At 60.1% G+C, this 15,339-nt stretch carries 19 protein-coding genes; 16 read left to right on the top strand and 3 right to left on the bottom strand.

All coding sequences use genetic code 11. The annotated features are described in order from the left end of the window. Nucleotides 1-67 precede the first annotated feature (67 nt). Together KVT38_RS22850 and KVT38_RS22845 are read left to right on the top strand one after the other, a co-directional pair. Entirely contained in the window at nt 68-475 is a 408-nt protein-coding gene (locus tag KVT38_RS22850) for a phage holin family protein (protein ID WP_217596059.1), read from the top strand. Between the two features lie 146 nt (nt 476-621). Continuing rightward, nucleotides 622-1,017 (top strand): cupredoxin domain-containing protein, encoded by a 396-nt coding sequence (locus KVT38_RS22845; protein WP_217596058.1) that lies wholly within the window; start codon nt 622-624, stop codon nt 1,015-1,017. Nucleotides 1,018-1,097: 80 nt separating this feature from the next. Here KVT38_RS22845 and KVT38_RS22840 read toward each other — a convergent pair whose 3' ends face one another. Further along, nucleotides 1,098-1,349 carry a hypothetical protein gene (locus KVT38_RS22840; protein WP_217596057.1) on the bottom strand — a complete coding sequence of 84 codons (252 nt, stop codon included), beginning with the start codon at nt 1,347-1,349 and terminating at the stop codon, nt 1,098-1,100. Nucleotides 1,350-1,466: 117 nt separating this feature from the next. Between KVT38_RS22840 and KVT38_RS22835 the strand changes: the two genes are divergently transcribed. The 10 genes from KVT38_RS22835 to KVT38_RS34925 all read left to right on the top strand — a co-directional run bounded on the left by KVT38_RS22835 (nt 1,467) and on the right by KVT38_RS34925 (nt 7,235). After that, the gene (locus KVT38_RS22835) at nt 1,467-1,754 is read left to right on the top strand and encodes a Dabb family protein (protein ID WP_217596056.1); all 288 of its coding nucleotides are present in this window, start codon (nt 1,467-1,469) and stop codon (nt 1,752-1,754) included. 15 nt (nt 1,755-1,769) lie between these two features. After that, the gene (locus tag KVT38_RS22830) at nt 1,770-1,907 is read left to right on the top strand and encodes a hypothetical protein (RefSeq protein WP_217596055.1); all 138 of its coding nucleotides are present in this window, start codon (nt 1,770-1,772) and stop codon (nt 1,905-1,907) included. 10 nt (nt 1,908-1,917) lie between these two features. Continuing rightward, nucleotides 1,918-2,358 (top strand): DUF86 domain-containing protein, encoded by a 441-nt coding sequence (locus KVT38_RS22825; protein ID WP_217596054.1) that lies wholly within the window; start codon nt 1,918-1,920, stop codon nt 2,356-2,358. 101 nt (nt 2,359-2,459) lie between these two features. Further along, nucleotides 2,460-3,122, top strand: a complete 663-nt coding sequence (locus tag KVT38_RS22820; RefSeq protein WP_217596053.1) for a helix-turn-helix transcriptional regulator — start codon at nt 2,460-2,462, stop codon at nt 3,120-3,122. Between the two features lie 275 nt (nt 3,123-3,397). Beyond that, complete coding sequence (locus KVT38_RS22815) at nt 3,398-3,814, top strand: hypothetical protein (protein WP_217596052.1); 417 nt, start codon at nt 3,398-3,400, stop codon at nt 3,812-3,814. A 62-nt stretch (nt 3,815-3,876) separates the two neighbouring features. Beyond that, nucleotides 3,877-4,173 (top strand): YtxH domain-containing protein, encoded by a 297-nt coding sequence (locus KVT38_RS22810; RefSeq protein WP_217596051.1) that lies wholly within the window; start codon nt 3,877-3,879, stop codon nt 4,171-4,173. A gap of 169 nt (nt 4,174-4,342) precedes the next feature. Then, the gene (gene racE, locus KVT38_RS22805; protein ID WP_217596050.1) at nt 4,343-5,158 is read left to right on the top strand and encodes a glutamate racemase; all 816 of its coding nucleotides are present in this window, start codon (nt 4,343-4,345) and stop codon (nt 5,156-5,158) included. A gap of 164 nt (nt 5,159-5,322) precedes the next feature. Beyond that, on the top strand, nt 5,323-6,564 hold the full coding sequence (locus tag KVT38_RS22800; protein ID WP_254639459.1) for a M14 family metallopeptidase: 1,242 nt from the start codon (nt 5,323-5,325) through the stop codon (nt 6,562-6,564). Nucleotides 6,565-6,643: 79 nt separating this feature from the next. After that, nucleotides 6,644-6,946: an iron-sulfur cluster assembly accessory protein gene (locus KVT38_RS22795; RefSeq protein ID WP_217596049.1), complete on the top strand. Its 303-nt coding sequence runs from the start codon at nt 6,644-6,646 to the stop codon at nt 6,944-6,946. A 28-nt stretch (nt 6,947-6,974) separates the two neighbouring features. After that, a complete protein-coding gene (locus KVT38_RS34925; protein ID WP_368859151.1) occupies nt 6,975-7,235 on the top strand; it encodes a YuzB family protein in 261 nt (86 codons plus the stop codon). Between the two features lie 54 nt (nt 7,236-7,289). Here the strand turns inward: KVT38_RS34925 and KVT38_RS22785 are convergent, their stop codons facing one another. Further along, nucleotides 7,290-9,278, bottom strand: coding sequence for an LTA synthase family protein (locus KVT38_RS22785; RefSeq protein WP_217596047.1), 1,989 nt, complete (start codon nt 9,276-9,278; stop codon nt 7,290-7,292). Nucleotides 9,279-9,496: 218 nt separating this feature from the next. Between KVT38_RS22785 and KVT38_RS22780 the strand changes: the two genes are divergently transcribed. Next, on the top strand, nt 9,497-10,153 hold the full coding sequence (locus tag KVT38_RS22780) for an O-methyltransferase (RefSeq protein WP_217596046.1): 657 nt from the start codon (nt 9,497-9,499) through the stop codon (nt 10,151-10,153). Here the strand turns inward: KVT38_RS22780 and KVT38_RS22775 are convergent. Next, nucleotides 10,140-11,354: an MFS transporter gene (locus KVT38_RS22775; protein ID WP_217596045.1), complete on the bottom strand. Its 1,215-nt coding sequence runs from the start codon at nt 11,352-11,354 to the stop codon at nt 10,140-10,142. The genes KVT38_RS22780 and KVT38_RS22775 overlap by 14 nt on opposite strands. A gap of 166 nt (nt 11,355-11,520) precedes the next feature. On the opposite strand from KVT38_RS22775, the gene hemE reads away from it, so the two are divergent. The 3 genes from hemE to hemG are packed head-to-tail and all read left to right on the top strand — an operon-like array spanning nt 11,521 to nt 15,037. Next, entirely contained in the window at nt 11,521-12,570 is a 1,050-nt protein-coding gene (gene hemE / locus KVT38_RS22770) for a uroporphyrinogen decarboxylase (protein WP_217596044.1), read from the top strand. Beyond that, nucleotides 12,567-13,541 carry a ferrochelatase gene (gene hemH, locus KVT38_RS22765; RefSeq protein WP_217596043.1) on the top strand — a complete coding sequence of 325 codons (975 nt, stop codon included), beginning with the start codon at nt 12,567-12,569 and terminating at the stop codon, nt 13,539-13,541. Before hemE ends, hemH begins: the two co-directional genes overlap by 4 nt. After that, entirely contained in the window at nt 13,538-15,037 is a 1,500-nt protein-coding gene (hemG, locus tag KVT38_RS22760; protein ID WP_217596042.1) for a protoporphyrinogen oxidase, read from the top strand. Before hemH ends, hemG begins: the two co-directional genes overlap by 4 nt. Nucleotides 15,038-15,339: the final 302 nt, after the last annotated feature.

The raw sequence follows: 15,339 nt of genomic DNA, 5'->3' as shown, positions 1-15,339 counted from the left end.
CGCATAAGCTGTACGGAGCCTGCCGGCGTACACCGGACAACAATACGGCTCGGGGGAGGGAAGCAGGATGTCCTGGACGATGAATTGCGCGATTGCCGTGGCCGGCTCCGTGCTCACTTTTGCATTCGGCCTGTGGAGCGAGGCGCTGACGCTGCTGGTCGTCGCGATGGGCGTCGATTATGTGACGGGCGTGTATGCGGCGATTCGGTCGGGTCCCGGTTTGAACAGCCGGACGGGCTTCAGGGGATTGGCGAAAAAGGGGCTGATGCTGCTCGTGCTGCTCGTCTGCCACCGGATCGACCAATTGCTCGGCACGAACGCGGTCATGGGAGGCGCCACCTATTTTTATTTGGCCAACGAGCTGATCTCCGTCGTCGAAAACTGCGGGCGGCTCGGCCTGCCGCTGCCGGAGCGGCTGAAGCAGGCCATTCAGGCGTTGAAAAGCAAAAGCAAGGACGATGATTTAAAATCGTAAAAATGGAAAAAATTATTAGAAGGACGTTCATTAAATTGTCAAATGTGAAAAAAAGTTGACGCTTTCACGTCGTCAATAGTTGAGTTAAAGCGCCCCTTTTAGGTAATATAAGAGGTAGACATTCCGAGGAAGCAGGGGGAGCAACGATGTTTAAATGGATCATGCCGGCTTTGCTTGTCGTGGCCTGTCTTTTTGCTGTGTACCTCTTGGCTAACGATCTGCCGGCGAAGCCCGAGAGCGAGGAAGCTGGCTTGGCCGAAGGCCAGGAGCTGCTGAAGATCACCGCGACATCGGCAGGGTACAAGTTCGATCAAGCGGAGTATCACGTGAAGGCCGGCACCAACTACAAGATCAAATTTTCGAACAAGCTGGGCGTGCACGGCGCGGCAATCCAGGCCGCCAATCTCGACCTCACCCAGGAAAATCCCGAGGCCGATTACACGTTCCCGGAGAGCGACAAGGGCAAGACGATCGAGATTCATTGCTCGATCATGTGCGGACAAGGCCACTCGACCATGAAGTCCACGATCGTCGTCGAATAACGATCCTTGCGCAAAGGAGAAAGGAGCCGTTGCCGGCTCCTTTTTTTCATAACGCTGCTTGTCCGCTCCCGTCCCAGTCTTCAGGCGCTTCTTCGTCGGTAGAGCCTGGCGATCAAATAATCGCAGACCGCCCCGATGACGGCGTAGCTGAGCACGGTGAGCGCGTACATGCCGATCACGCTGACCTTGTGAATGTCGCCGAACAGCTCCACGAACCAGATCGGCACGCTGAACATGAACAAAAAGGCGTTGTGGGGATCGTATCCCGTCGCGTTGAACAAGCATAGCGCAAGTCCGATCACCGTGAAGACAATCGTATAAGTGAGCCGCATGACCTGCCTCCTTCCGCGGCGTCCAGCGAGAATGCGTATAGTATGCGCGCCGCGCCGGACGGACATGCGGGATAGTCGGACGGATACATGCGCACAATCCAGAAAGGGGACAAACGTATGCTGACCCATATCGTATTGTTTAAATTGAAGGATCGCAGCCCCGAGAGCGTCGCCAGAACGGCGGACGTGCTGCGCAACATGGAAGGGAAAATCGAACAGCTGCTGTCGATCGAGGTCGGCACGGACGTCGTTCATTCCGAACGCTCCTACGATATCTCGCTTGTGACGAAGTTCGCCTCGCTCGAGGACATGCAGGCTTATCAGGTGCATCCGGAGCACAAAAAGGTTATCGAGCATATGTCGGTCGCGCGCGAAGCGCAGGCCGTCGTCGACTACGAGAGCTAAAGGGAGCGAAAGCGCGTGAACACGACGACCGACTCCGGCGCCGGTGACTTGTACGAAATGATGACTTATTTGCTGGTGATCATCATCAGCGCGCTGGTGATGGTCTACTGGCTGCGGCGCAAAGGGCGCAGCAAGCGCGGCAAGAAGGATTGAGGGTGATGGCATGTATTATGTAAACAGGGAAGCGATCGCGAGCCGGCTGCGCTGCGTGCCGGATCTGGGCGAAGCTGCATCCGGAATCGCGGGCGCCTGGAAGGGCGATCTGCTTCAGGGGCTGGCGCAGGAGCGCTGCCTGCATCTGGCGCTCGAGATCGTGACCGACGTCGGCAGCTTCCTCATCGACGGCTTCATGATGCGGGACGCGGGCAGCTACGAGGATATCGTCGGCGTCATCGGCGGCGAGGGCGTCATCGACGAACGCCTGGCCGAGCGTCTGCGCTCGCTCGTATCGCTTCGCAGACCGCTTGTGCAGGACTACGATCTGTGGCAGCGTCAGCAGCTGCATCCGATGACCGGCGAGCTCAAGGAGCTGCTCGACTCGTTTTCTGAGTCGGTCAAGCTGTACTTGCGCCGCGAGCTCGATCCATGGGAGCAGCCGCGTTGACGTGGATTGGCAATTTACGCTGTCCGCTTATTCCTATACAATAGGAGAATAAGCGGGCGGCTTTTTTGTTTGACGCCGTTCGCATGTGGGAGGAGAGGCCTATGCTGCCGCACGACGAAGGAAGGACAACACGCCAGCAGCTGCTCCAGACGCTCCGGACGGGAGGCGGCGGCAGCATCGCGTCGCTCTCGCAGGCGCTGTCGATCACGGAGATGGGCGTCCGCCGCCACATTCAGGCCTTGGAGCGCGAGGGACTCGTCGAAGCCGAGACCGTGAAGCAAGCGATGGGCAGGCCCGTTTCTATATACCGTCTTACGCCGCGCGCGGACGATCTGTTTCCCAAAAAGTATCCGCAGCTTGCGCTCGATCTGCTCGGAGAGCTCGACGACGATCCTGCGGGCGAGGCGATTATCGGCCGCATGTTCGCGGGGCGACGCGACAAGCTCATCGCGAGGCACAAGGCGGCGATGGCCGGCGCGACGCTCGAGGAGCGGGTGGCCGAGCTGGCCGCGATCCAGCAGGCGGGCGGCTACATGTCCCACTGGGAGCGGGACGGGGCGGGAGAGCGGTACATGTTGTACGAGTACAACTGTCCGATCGCCCAGGTCGCGGGCAAGTATCGCGAGGCGTGCCGCTGCGAGCAGCAGCTGTTCGAGGCGCTGCTGGGCGTCGAGGTCAAGCGGACCGAATGCATGGCGGACGGCGGCGTCAAATGCGCCTATGCGATCCGGCGTCCGACAGCGGAAAAAGCGGCGACATCTTAGCGCGCGTTCTATAGAGCGATAATCGAAGTCGGCAGGGGTGGAAGCCTCGGGCCGGCTTTTTGCTGTCCGGTGGCGCTTATGGCGCCAGTCGAGGAAGTATGCATGGCTTCCGGGAGCGATTGCGTTGGACGACTGCTCCAGGCGAGCGAACGCCGGTTTAAAAATAAAGCCAGTCCGCTGTGTCAGGACGGGCCGCAACTTCTTATACTGTGTTAAGCGCATGGGCGAATGCCCGGCTTCACATACGGAGGTTCGATTCGAAAGGAGGAGAGACGATGGCTTGGACGATCGCGGGATATGCTGCGGCGGTCATGTTTGCGGCCGTTGCGGTCGCGGCGCTGCTCGCGGGGGTGGCGGCGGCGCGTGCGCTCGGCGCCTGCAGGGAGGCCGCCAGGACGCTGGAGACCGAAGGCGCCGAATCGCTGCGGCAGATGCGCCGGCTGGCGTCTGGCGCCGCCGAAGCAGCGGAACTGTGCCGCGGCGCAGCCCGATCCGCGGCCAGACTCGCGGAGGGCGGCAGAGCGTTCGGCGAAGCCGCCGCGAGATCGGCCGAGACGGCGGCGGCGTTCCTGGATGCGTGGCGCGGACGGTTCGCGCGCTGGACGCAGGGCGGTGCCGATTCTGCGGGCTCGTCATACGGCGAGTCGTCCGCCGAAGTCTCTCCTCCGGAAGACGAAGGCAGGGCCGTCTGACGCCGCAAGCGCGGATCGGAAGGCAGCCAACGCACGTAACTTGAAAATCGGAGGGATTCACGATGGCAGAACGCAAGGTTGTTAAATCATTCCTTTTTGGCGCCGTTTCCGGCGCTGCGCTCGGCGCCGCCGCCGCGTTGCTATTTGCGCCGAAACCGGGTAAAGAACTTCGCAAGGATATCGCAGACACTGCCCAGCTCGTCGGCGCGAAGACGGCCGATATCGGCAAGGCGGCAGGCAGCGCCGCGCAAAATGTAGCGAAAAAGTCCGCGGATTGGGCCGGCAGCGTGCGCGCCAGGTTCGGCAAAAATAGCGTCGAGGAGACCGTTCCCGCATCCGAAGAAGAAGCAGCGATCTGATAACGATAGCGCGGCATCGCTTCCCCTTAACGCCGTCCGGAGCGTCCGGGCGGCGCCGCTTCACGCCTTGAACCGCATCTGAATATGCGCTAATATGTAGGTACCTTTTGCGCGAAAATCTCATAATTTATCTAGATTCGTCATCTCCTTAGCAGAAAGCGGTGTTCTCGTGCAACAAGCGATCGCAGTCCTGGACTCCGGCGTGGGCGGACTGACAGTCGTCAAAGAAGTGATGCGTCAGCTACCCCGAGAGAAGATTTTATATTTCGGCGATACGGCGCGCACGCCTTACGGGTCCCGCTCAGCCGAGCAAGTGGTCGAATTTACCCGGGAGATTGTCGACTATCTCGTCCAATTCAATCCGAAAATGATCGTCATCGCCTGCAATACGGCAACGGCCGTCGCGCTCGAGGATATCACGGGCCGCGTCTCCGTGCCCGTGGTCGGCGTCATCGGTCCCGGCGCGCGCGCCGCGCTCGGACGCACGCGAACGGGCGTCATCGGCGTCATCGGGACGGAGGGCACGATTCGCAGCGGCGCCTACGAGGCGGCACTGCGTACGCTGTCGGGCGACAGCGTTCAAGTCGTGAGCCGGGCCTGCCCGGACTTCGTGCCGCTCGTCGAGGACGGCAATTTTCGCTCGGCGCGCACGCAGGAGATCGTGGAGTCCTCGCTCGCTTCGCTCAAAGGCAAGGATCTGGACAGCCTGATCTTGGGCTGCACCCATTATCCGTTCCTTGCCGACGCGATCTCGGAGGCGATGGGGCCGGACGTCGCGCTCATCAGCTCGGCCGACGAGACCGCCAGAGAGATCCGCGCGATTTTGGAGCGATCCGGCCAGCTTGCGGAGGCGGACGACGCGCCGCTGCACCAGTTTTTTTGCAGCGGCGATCCCGCGAAGTTCCGGGAGATCGCCCAGACCTGGCTCGGCGAGCAGATTCGGCTGACGCCGGTCGTCTGGCAGGTGCCGCATATCGGCGCATAAGCAGTTCATTCACCGAAGCCTTTCGGTCGTCCCGCGGACGATCGGAGGGCTTCGTTTTTTTCGGCGTCATATCCCCGCCCGTCAAGGCATACAAAAATATACCGCGTCGGCGGAAGCAAGACGAGCCGGACGCAGTGCGCAGCGAACGCAGGGAGGGAATGTAGATGCGCATGGAAAAATACGTGGCGGCGCTCGGGGATACGTACAGATCGATCGCCCGCTCGGCCCGAGTGGGAGTCCGCGAGCTCGTCCGCGCGAACCCGCAGCGGCCTGCGGATGAGCCGATTCGCGCGGGCGAGCTGCTGTACGTGCCCGCCGTGCCGGCGCAGAATCGCATGTACGTCGTGCAACCCGGAGATACGCTGGCCGCGATCGCCGAATGGTGCGGCTGCACGGTTGGACGGCTTAGAGAGCTTAATCCGCAATGGTCCGCCGAAACAGTCGGAACCGCCGAAACCGCCGAACCGGCGCCGGGAACGCAAATCGCACTGCCCGCGGCGGCAGGCCGCATCGTCATGCCTTCGTCCGCTTACGGGCCGGACCGGGTGGCCGCCGATTTGAAGCGTCTGACGAGCGCATTTCCCTTTATCAGGACGGCTGCGATCGGAAGCAGCGTCTTGGGCAAGCCGATCCTCGCCGCCGGCATCGGTGACGGTCCGTTCCGCTGGCACGTGAATGCGGCCATGCACGCCAACGAATGGATCACGTCGCTCGTCGCGATGCGCTTTCTGGAGGACTACGGCCGGGCTTGCCGCCGCAAGACGCAGATCGGCGGCTTCGAAGCGGCCGACCTGTATAGGCGGACGACGCTGTGGGTCGTACCGATGGTCAATCCCGACGGCGTCGAGCTGGTGCAGGAAGGGCTGCGACCGGAGCATCCGCTCGGCGCGCGGATCGGCAGATGGAACCGCGGCTCCGCTTCTTTTCGCAATTGGAAGGCCAACGCCAGAGGGGTCGATCTCAACGATCAATTTCCCGCAGGCTGGGAGGAAGAGCGCCGTCGCCGCGCCGTCCACGGCCCCGCACCGCGCGATTATGGAGGCGAAGCGCCGCTCTCCGAGCCGGAAGCGGCGGCGCTGGCGGCGTTCACCGATGCGCATAGCTTCGATGCGGTCATCGCGCTGCATACGCAAGGCGAGGAGATCTATTGGAATTACGGCGGGCTGGAGCCGCAGGAATCGAAGGCATGGGCGCATCGCCTGGGACTCGCCTCCGGGTATAGGCCCGTCGAGATCACGGGCAGCGACGCAGGCTACAAGGATTGGTTCATCGCGAATTATCGCCGTCCCGGCTTTACCGTCGAGGCGGGCTGGGGGCACAATCCGTTGCCGCTATCCGACTTCGAGGATATATACGACAATTGTGTTCGGCTGCTTACGGAAGCGCTGGACTTAAGCCCGGGGTGAATATACAATAGAACATGATCTCCCCGGCGAGGCACGGCATCCGCAGGGAGAGATGCCGACGATTGGAGTGAATACGATCATGCAATGCAAGATTACGCGCAATGCGGCCAAGATTCTGAAGCTCGAGCTGGACAAGCCGGAGAACGAAGACTTGTATCTCCGCGTCCTGATTACGCACAGCCACGGCGATCACGCCCACTACGGCCTGGACATGTCCAAGCCGACGGAGGAAGACGAGATCGTCTCTACAGATAAAGGTATCGACGTTGTGCTCGCCAAGGGCGTCGAGCTGCTCGACGGCGTCAAGATCGACTACCTCTACTTCCCGCAGGAGGGCTTTGTGATCACCAATCCGAGCAAGGGGAACCATGGCGACCATTAATCGAGCCGCGCCACCCGAGGTCCGCGTTATTCCTGCCGCGGACCCGCTTGCGGGACCGAGCCCCAACGATATCCGCATTTGCGACAAATGCAATCATACACGGGTCAAGACGCTGACAAGCAAGCTGCAGAAGCTCGATCCGTCCGCCGAGATTCGCGTCGGCTGCAAGTCGTACTGCGGCCCTTGCGCCAAGCGGGCGTTCATTTTCATCAACGGCCGGTATATCGCCGCCCCGACGGAAGACGAGGCGCTCGAGAAGGTCAAGCCGTTTATCAAAGCCCGCAAATAAACCGAAAGAGCGCCCGACCGTTTAATGCGGCCGATGCGCTCTTTTTTTGTTCGTTCATTCTTCCTTTTTAAGCTCGGGCAGCAGATCGTGCTCGACGACGATGTCCGAGACGCGAAGCTCCTTATCGGCCGCTTCCTTGCCTGCCGCGCATGCGGATACGTCCGTTATCGATCCATCCGCGAGCGAGTAACAAGAGCCGCCGCTCGTACCGTCGTTCGTACCGCCGTTTGAAGGCATATAATACACCTTGCCGTCCGTGAAGCCCCCGGTGCGGAAGACGACGGGCTTTTCCGCGGCGGACAGCATGCTGACGCCCATCATTTTGTTGTCGCCCATCGGGATACCGAGCATCTGCAGGACGGTCGGGGCCGTGTCAAGCTGTCCGACCGCTTTTTCCTTGACGCCCGCGTACTCGTCGCCCGGGAAGTGGATAAAGAAAGGCACTTTGCGAATGATTGCGTCCATCTCTTCTTCAGACAGCGACTTTCCGAGCAGCTGCTCGTACGGCTTTTTGTCGTAGAGCGAGTTGTCGTGATCCCCGTACAGCATCAGTACCGTGTCGTCCCACAGGCCTTCGTCTTTCAACCGGTCCACGAGCTCTCCGATCGCCGCGTCGACGTAGTGCGCCGCCTGGAGGTAATCGCCGAACGTCGTGCCGTCGAAGTCGCCGACTTCGAACTCGGTCTTGTAGTCGGGCAGGTTAAACGGATGATGGCCGGAGATCGTAATCGCAAAGGCGTAAAACGGCGATGCGCCGCGCTCCCTGATCTGATCGACCGTCTGCTGCAGGAACGATTTGTCGCCGATTGACCAACCGAGCGGCTCGTCGTCGTCGAAGTCCTTGATGCTGTAAAACTTGCCGTAGTCCATATTGTGGTACATATTGTTGCGATTCCAGAAGCTGCCGTCGTAGGCATGGTGAACCGTCGTATCGTAGCCTTCGGCGTTCAGGAGCTCGGGCAGGCAGTTGTAGTCATGGTCCGCGAACCGGATGAATACGGAGCCCGTCGGCATCGGATGCAGCGAGCAGCTGGTCAGGAAGTCGGCGTCCGAGGTGCGGCCCTGACCGGTCTGATGATAGAAGTTGGGGAAATAAAGGCTTTTGCCGATCAGTGCGTTTAAGTTCGGCGTAATCTCTTGTCCGCCTACGGATTGGCCGATGACGAACGATTGGAACGCCTCGGCTTGGATCATGAAGATGTTTTTACCCTTGGCTGCACCGTAAAGCGGCTCCGATTCGGCTTGCTCCTGGAGAGGTTTGCGAGCATCGAACCATTCCTTCGCTTCTTGAACCTGCGATTCGCTGACGCCGCCGCTGAACCAATGCTCCTTGGCGTACCGGTACGTATCGTAGCCGTGAAAGCCGAGCAGGCCGGTCACGTTGTAAATGGGAATGTTCCACCAGTTGCCGACGAAAAGACCGCTGGCCCAACCGTTTTTTTGTTGATTGACAGGGCCGACGATCATGGATATTCCAATCGCGAGCAGAAGGCCCGCCAGCGCGGTGTTCAGCATGAGGCGGGAGCGGGATCTGCTGCGTACCTGCACGCCACCATTGCGGTGGGCAACCCGTGCCGGTCGCCAGTACCAGCACGCCCATACCGCGTATGCGAGCGCTACCGGTATGTCGCACAGCAGTACCAGGTCTCCCCGATGGATCAGGCTCCAGATGCTGTCTTCGAGCGAGCTGACTTGATTCGCTTGCAGCAGCACGGGGATGGATATGAAATCTTTAAAGTATCTGAAGTAGACGAGATCGGCGAACAGAAGAACGGATAAAACCAAATCGAGAAGGGCCAGCGATACTGCGCGAGCTCGTCGCCCGAGCCAGACGACCCAGAAGGTCGCGATGACCATGGCGCCGTAGTTGACCTTCCATTTCCACTCGTTCATACCCCCGACGTTCAGCTGGTGATCGAGCCAGTTCAGCTTGTATACAAGAGAAAGGACGACCAGCATGGCGCCCCAGTAGGGCCAGGAAGCCAGACCGCTCGCCGCCAGCTTAACGCCCTTGCCGGCTGTCGTTCGAAGCTGCGTATTCATAAAATGATGATTCCTCACTTTCCGGATGGACCGAGATTCCGTTTCCGTTGTTGTTCGCCGCGTCCGCGGCTGCGTTTACATACAGAAAACAGTATAACGCTTTGACATGTTTTTTTCACGCTTGAACGATGCCGAATTTTGCAGGAAAGCCGCGCAGCGTTTATAATTTGGTACACTCAGGAAAGCTCGTGAATCCGGTATTCGAGGAGGAAGCGCGTATGACGGAAAACAAAGAAAACGAAGGGGCGCTTAGTCCCGAAGCGTACTTGGACGGCTTGTTCGGCGAAGACGAGGATCTGGCTCGCGTGAGGGAGTCGATTCGGGAGCGGGGGATGCCCGACATATCGGTGGCGCCCGGTTACGGCCGGCTGCTGACGATGCTGGTCACCGCGGTGCGGTGCAAGGCCGTGCTCGAGATCGGCGCACTGGCCGGGTACAGCGGCATCTGTTTGGCACGCGGATTGGCGGCAGGCGGCAGGCTCACATCGCTCGAGCTGAAGCCGGAATATGCGGCGCTCGCGACCGCGAATATCGCGACGGCCGGCTACGGCGCGTTTGCGGAAATGATCGTGGGCGACGCGTTGACGTCGCTCGACCAGCTGCAGGCGGCCGGCAGACGCTTCGACTTTTTTTTCATCGACGCCGACAAGGAAAATTATCCGAATTACCTGGAACGCGCGATCAAGCTTGCGGCGCCCGGCGCGTTGATCGCCGCCGACAATACGCTGCTCAGAGGCCGCACGCTAAATGAAACGAAGCAAGGACCGGCCGTGCAGGCAGTGCGAGACTTCAATCGCCGATTGGCGACGGATCCCCGCCTGCTCGGCACGCACTTGCCTTCGTACGACGGACTCGCGCTGTTTATGGTCCGTTAGCCGCAGCGGGCGATCTTTTGACTAGCGAGCTTCGTGCCCAGACCGAGGTTCCGAGAAGCGCGGAGGCCGAGACGAGGAAGAGGCCTTCGATGCCGATGTATCCGGACAAAGCGCCTCCGATGACGGGACCGGCCATGTTGCCGAGAGCGACGGCGCTGCTGTTGAAGCCGAACGCCATACTCACTTGGTCGTCGGGGGTATGCCGGCGGATGAGCGCATTGACCGTGGGGATGAGGCCCCCGACAAAGCAGCCCAGTAAAAAGCGGCAAACGAGCAACTGGCCCACATTCGCGACGAAGGCCTGTGGAATAAATAGCAGACCGGCGCCAAGAAGCGAGTAGACCAGCACGCGCGTGGCTCCTTTACGGTCGCTCAGTTTGCCGAGCAGAGGCGCGCTGATCATGTTGGAAAAGCCCGTCACCGAGCCGACGAAGCCGGCCCAGAAGGCGAGATTTTCCGTTGCACCGTGCAAGTGCTGCACGTAGATCGGAATAAGCGCCATCGGACTCAGCATCGCGAACTGAATGAGGAAGGTAACGGAAAACAGGGCGGGCAGCTGCCGGATCGCGGTCAACTGCTTAAGAGCCGCAGCCAGACTGACTTGCGGCGCGATGCGGGCGGCCGCCCGGTCGAAGCGCTCGCGCACGAGCAGCCAGGAGAGCGTGGACGCGACGAACATGAGCGAGCCCGTCATATAAAAAATGGGGCGAAAACCGAGCGTATCGGCCATCAATCCGCCGATCAGGGGACCCAGGATCGTACCGGCGGTGCCGCCGGATTGCAAGGTGCCCATGGCGAAGCCGATTTTCTCTTTTGGCGTCGAGGCGGAGACGAGCGAGACGGCGGCGGGGGAGTAGCCGGAGATAATCCCGTTCGCCATCCGAAGCAGCAGCAGATGAAGCGGCGTCGCCGCGAAGCCCATGAGCACCATGACGATCGACATGCCGAATCCGGAGCGCAGCAGCATGACCTTGCGTCCGTAGCGGTCCGACAGCTTGCCCCAGAGCGGCTGAAAGAAAAAAGAAGTGACAAAATTCGCCGCAAAAATGAGCCCCGCCCAGACACCGATCTCATGCTCGCCGACGACGCCGAGGTCCTGCTGCAAATAAAGGGACAAAAATGGCGTGATCATCGTCATGCCGGCCATCACCAGAAAGTTGCCGAGCCACAGCACCGCCAAATTGATTTTCCAGCGCTCCAACCTCGCACCTCGCCTCTTCCTTAAGGGATATTGAACGTTTGTCAACGGATTGTCATAAGGACCCGAGAGCGGAAGGTTGTGGCATTCGGTCAAAAAGGGCATAATAATACCGAATGATCGCTTCATGATCGGGACCCATCCTATTAATTAAAGGGGATACTGCAATATGAATGACCGCTTCCTCCGGGCGTGCAGGCGCGAGCCCGTCGATCGGGTGCCCGTCTGGTACATGCGGCAAGCCGGAAGATACGACCCCGAATACCGGAAAATCAAAGAGAAATACAGCTTGCTCGAAATTTGCAGGCAGCCGGAGCTTGCGGCGGAAGTGACGATGATGCCCGTTCGCAAGCTCGGCGTCGATGCCGCGATTTTATACTCCGATATTATGAATCCTGTCGCCTCGATCGGCATCGACTTCGATATCGTCAAGGATATCGGACCTGTCATCGACAATCCGGTACGCTCCGAGGCGGATGTCGACCGGTTGAAGCCGATCGATGCCGAGCGGGACCTTGGGCATGTGCTGGAGACGATTCGCATTTTGAACCGGGAGCTTGACGTGCCGTTGATTACGTTCGCCGGCGCGCCGTTCACGCTGGCCAGCTACATCGTCGAGGGCCGGCCTTCCAAGTCCTATATCAGGACCAAGGCTTTGATGTACGGCGAACCCGCCGTTTGGCACAAGCTGATGGGCAAGCTTGCCGATATGGCTGCCGCCTACCTGCGCGCGCACGCCGCCTCCGGCGCCCAAGCGGTGCAGCTGTTCGACAGCTGGGTAGGCGCCCTGGCGCCTCGCGACTTTGCGGAATTCGTGCTGCCGCACGTCGAGAGCATCTTCGCAAAAACTGCGGATATCGCCATTCCGAAGATCTACTTTCCCGGCGTGAGCTCCGGCGAGCTGCTTCCTTATATGAAAAGCCTGCAGGCCGACGTCATCGGCCTCGATTGGCGCGTATCGATCGCCGAAGGCCGTGCGCGCACCGGCGGTCGGTTCGCCGTTCAAGGCAATCTCGATCCGTACGTGCTAACCGCGCCGCAGGAGGTCATCCATGCGAGAGCGCGCGAGATTTTGGACGAAGGCATGCGGGAGCCGGGCTTCATCTTTAATTTGGGTCACGGCTTGTTCCCGGAAGCTTCGCTTGAGAAGCTTAAAGCGCTGACCGACTACGTCCACGATTATACCGGCCAGAAGCTGGCATCGGAGGTATCCCTATGAGCGTTTCCGACCGGGCGCCGATCGGCGTCCTCGTCATGTCATACGGCACGCCCGAAAGTTTGGAGGGCGTCGAGGCTTATTATACGCATATCAGACGGGGGCATCCGCCGACCGAGGAGCAGCTTGCGGACTTGACGTCCAGGTATCGCGCGATCGTCGGCGGCGTATTTCCGCTGCGGGAAAACACGAATCGGCAGGTGCAGGCGCTTCAGCGCCGTTTAGACGAACTGGCGGGCCAAGGACGTTACGTATGCTATCAGGGATTGAAGCATGCATCTCCGTTTATCGAGGACGGCATCGAGGCGATGGCTCGCGACGGCATCGAGCAAGCGGTAGGCATCGTCCTGACGCCGCAATACTCGTCGATGAGCGTCGGCGGATATTTGAAGCGGGCGCAGGAAGCGGCGGGCAAGCACGGCATTGCTTTTGCCGGCGTGGAGAAATACCATCTTCATCCGGTGCTCATCGAAGCGTTGGCCGACCGGGTCCGTGCCGGGTTGGACAAGGCAGGCGAGTTCGCCGCCGACGGTCTGGTATTGTTCAGCGCGCATAGCTTGCCCGCACGGATCTTGGAAATGAACGACCCGTATCAGGATCAGTTGCTCGAAACGTCAAAGGCTGTCGCCGAAGCCGCCGGCATCTCGCGTTGGCAGTTTACCTGGCAGAGCGCCGGACAAACCGGCCAGCCGTGGCTCGGACCGGACATTCTGGAGACGCTGAACGGGCTTGCCAAGGAAACCGTCAAGTTCGTGCTCGTGACGCCTGTTGGATTCGTATCCGATCATCTGGAAGTTTTGTACGATATCGACATCGAGGCCAAACGCCATGCGTCGGAGCTTGGCATTTCCTTGGAGCGCATTGAGATGCTCAACGACGATCCCAAATACATGCAGGCGCTCGCGGATTCGGTAATCGGGGAGGCAGGCCGGTTCGACGAGACGGCTGGCGCCACCGGAGCGAACCGGGCATGAGCGGGGAACGTTCGCTGCGAATCGCGGTCGTCGGCGGCGGACTGACCGGGTTGAGCGCGGCGTTTTACGCATGCCGCTTGGCCGACGAAGCGGGAATCCGTGCGAGCGTCACCGTATTCGAATCCTCGGACAGGCTTGGCGGTAAAGTCAACACGCTTCGTCGCGACGGTTTTGTTATCGAACGCGGACCGGATTCGTTTTTGGGGCGCAAGCTTCCGATGCTTCACCTGGCCAGAGATCTAGGTCTACTTGGCGAAATCGTCGGCACGAATCCGGCCGCCGTTAAAACGTACCTTGCCCATGGCGGCAAGCTTGCTCCAATGCCCAAAGGTCTAAATCTGGGCATCCCGAACGACCTCGGCGCTTTCGCGCAAAATTCATTGATCTCGCCGCACGGCAAGCTGCGGGCGCTCGACGAGCTGCGATTGCCGCCAAAAATGTCGGACGACGACGAGTCCGTCGGCGACTTTCTCGAACGCAGGCTCGGACGAGAGATGGTCGAGGCGATTGCCGAACCGCTTCTCGCGGGCATACACGCCGGGGACCTGTATAAGTTAGGCCTTCGGGCGACGTTTCCTCAATTTGCGGAAATGGAGCGCAAGTACGGCAGCGTCATTCGAGGCATGATCGATGCGAAGCGCAAAGCCCCCACCACCGGCGCGAAGGCAGCGGCCGCAAGATCCGAGGCGGTCGGCGGCTATCCGATTCCGCCAACGGCATTCCTGACCTTCCGCGACGGATTAAGCACTTTGATCGAGGCTCTCCAAACGAGGCTCCAGGCTTATCGCTGCGACGTTCGGACCGGCGTCGGCGTCCGCTCGCTCGAACGCGTCTCGAACGCTGACACGCATGATGCGACGCAGCGATCCGTGAATGAAGGCCCGGTATACACGCTGCAATTAGAAGACGGCTCAGCCTTCGAAGCGGATCGCGTGCTGATCGCCTTGCCGGCATTCGCGGCGTCGGGACTGCTCAGTCCGCACGTTGATGTTTCCCCATTGGCGCAGCTCGATTACGTATCCGTGGCGAACGTCGTGCTCGGCTTCGACGCCAAGTCATTCGGGCATAGACTGGATGGATCCGGATTTTTGGTTCCCCATTCCGAAGGACGGACGATCACGGCCAGTACGTGGACATCCGCCAAGTGGCGGCATACGGCGCCTGAAGGGAAGCGGCTGATCCGCTGCTACATAGGCCGCGCTGGCGACGAATCCGGCGTCGAACTTCCAGACGATCGCCTCGCCGAAGCCGTTCGACGCGATTTGAGAGAGCTGATGGGATTAACCGCAGTTCCCGAGTTCGTAGAGATCACGAGGCTTCGCCGTTCGATGCCCCAATACCCGGTCGGTCATACCGAAGCTATCGCAGCACTCCGGGCGCGCATCGAATCGTCGTTGCCCGGCGTCTACGCGACCGGGACTCCATTCGATGCGGTTGGCCTGCCCGATTGCGTTGAGATGGGCCGTACCGCTGCGCTCCAAATGCTCGGGCTATAGAGAAACGAACCACCGCCGTTCCGCCGTTTGCTGGCGAAGCGGCGATTTATTTTTCTAATAAAACCCATATTCGCGAGGGAGATTCGCTTTTTTCTCCAGCATGCCATTATCCCCGTGACTCAGAAAAATCCGAGTGGGGGCCTCTTTAGTCGACTTAGCAAGCCCAAAGCAGGGAACCTCTGGAGTCAATTCAGAAATCTCGAACGGGGGCCTCTCTAAAGTCGATCAAAGAATCCCGTTTGGTGAACCTTTTTAAAGCCAATTCAGTAAATCCAGAGCGGAAACCACTTTAAAGGCGACTT

This window comes from Cohnella sp. GbtcB17 (assembly GCF_019091135.1).
GTDB lineage: Bacteria > Bacillota > Bacilli > Paenibacillales > Paenibacillaceae > Cohnella.
The sequence above is the reverse complement of the archived record's forward strand: the minus strand, read 5'-3'. Positions and strand labels throughout refer to the sequence as shown.

Bases quoted from the DNA above. Each gene is read 5' to 3' on its own strand.
- hemG (WP_217596042.1), top strand. From the start codon at position 13,538: ATGAGCGGGGAACGTTCGCTGCGAATCGCGGTCGTCGGCGGCGGACTG.
- KVT38_RS22845 (WP_217596058.1), top strand. From the start codon at position 622: ATGTTTAAATGGATCATGCCGGCTTTGCTTGTCGTGGCCTGTCTTTTT.
- hemE (WP_217596044.1), top strand. From the start codon at position 11,521: ATGAATGACCGCTTCCTCCGGGCGTGCAGGCGCGAGCCCGTCGATCGG.
- hemH (WP_217596043.1), top strand. From the start codon at position 12,567: ATGAGCGTTTCCGACCGGGCGCCGATCGGCGTCCTCGTCATGTCATAC.
- KVT38_RS22785 (WP_217596047.1), bottom strand. From the start codon at position 9,278: ATGAATACGCAGCTTCGAACGACAGCCGGCAAGGGCGTTAAGCTGGCG.
- KVT38_RS22825 (WP_217596054.1), top strand. From the start codon at position 1,918: ATGTATTATGTAAACAGGGAAGCGATCGCGAGCCGGCTGCGCTGCGTG.
- KVT38_RS22840 (WP_217596057.1), bottom strand. From the start codon at position 1,349: ATGCGGCTCACTTATACGATTGTCTTCACGGTGATCGGACTTGCGCTA.
- KVT38_RS22815 (WP_217596052.1), top strand. From the start codon at position 3,398: ATGGCTTGGACGATCGCGGGATATGCTGCGGCGGTCATGTTTGCGGCC.
- KVT38_RS22795 (WP_217596049.1), top strand. From the start codon at position 6,644: ATGCAATGCAAGATTACGCGCAATGCGGCCAAGATTCTGAAGCTCGAG.
- KVT38_RS22835 (WP_217596056.1), top strand. From the start codon at position 1,467: ATGCTGACCCATATCGTATTGTTTAAATTGAAGGATCGCAGCCCCGAG.
- KVT38_RS22850 (WP_217596059.1), top strand. From the start codon at position 68: ATGTCCTGGACGATGAATTGCGCGATTGCCGTGGCCGGCTCCGTGCTC.
- KVT38_RS22800 (WP_254639459.1), top strand. From the start codon at position 5,323: ATGCGCATGGAAAAATACGTGGCGGCGCTCGGGGATACGTACAGATCG.
- KVT38_RS22820 (WP_217596053.1), top strand. From the start codon at position 2,460: ATGCTGCCGCACGACGAAGGAAGGACAACACGCCAGCAGCTGCTCCAG.
- KVT38_RS22810 (WP_217596051.1), top strand. From the start codon at position 3,877: ATGGCAGAACGCAAGGTTGTTAAATCATTCCTTTTTGGCGCCGTTTCC.
- KVT38_RS22780 (WP_217596046.1), top strand. From the start codon at position 9,497: ATGACGGAAAACAAAGAAAACGAAGGGGCGCTTAGTCCCGAAGCGTAC.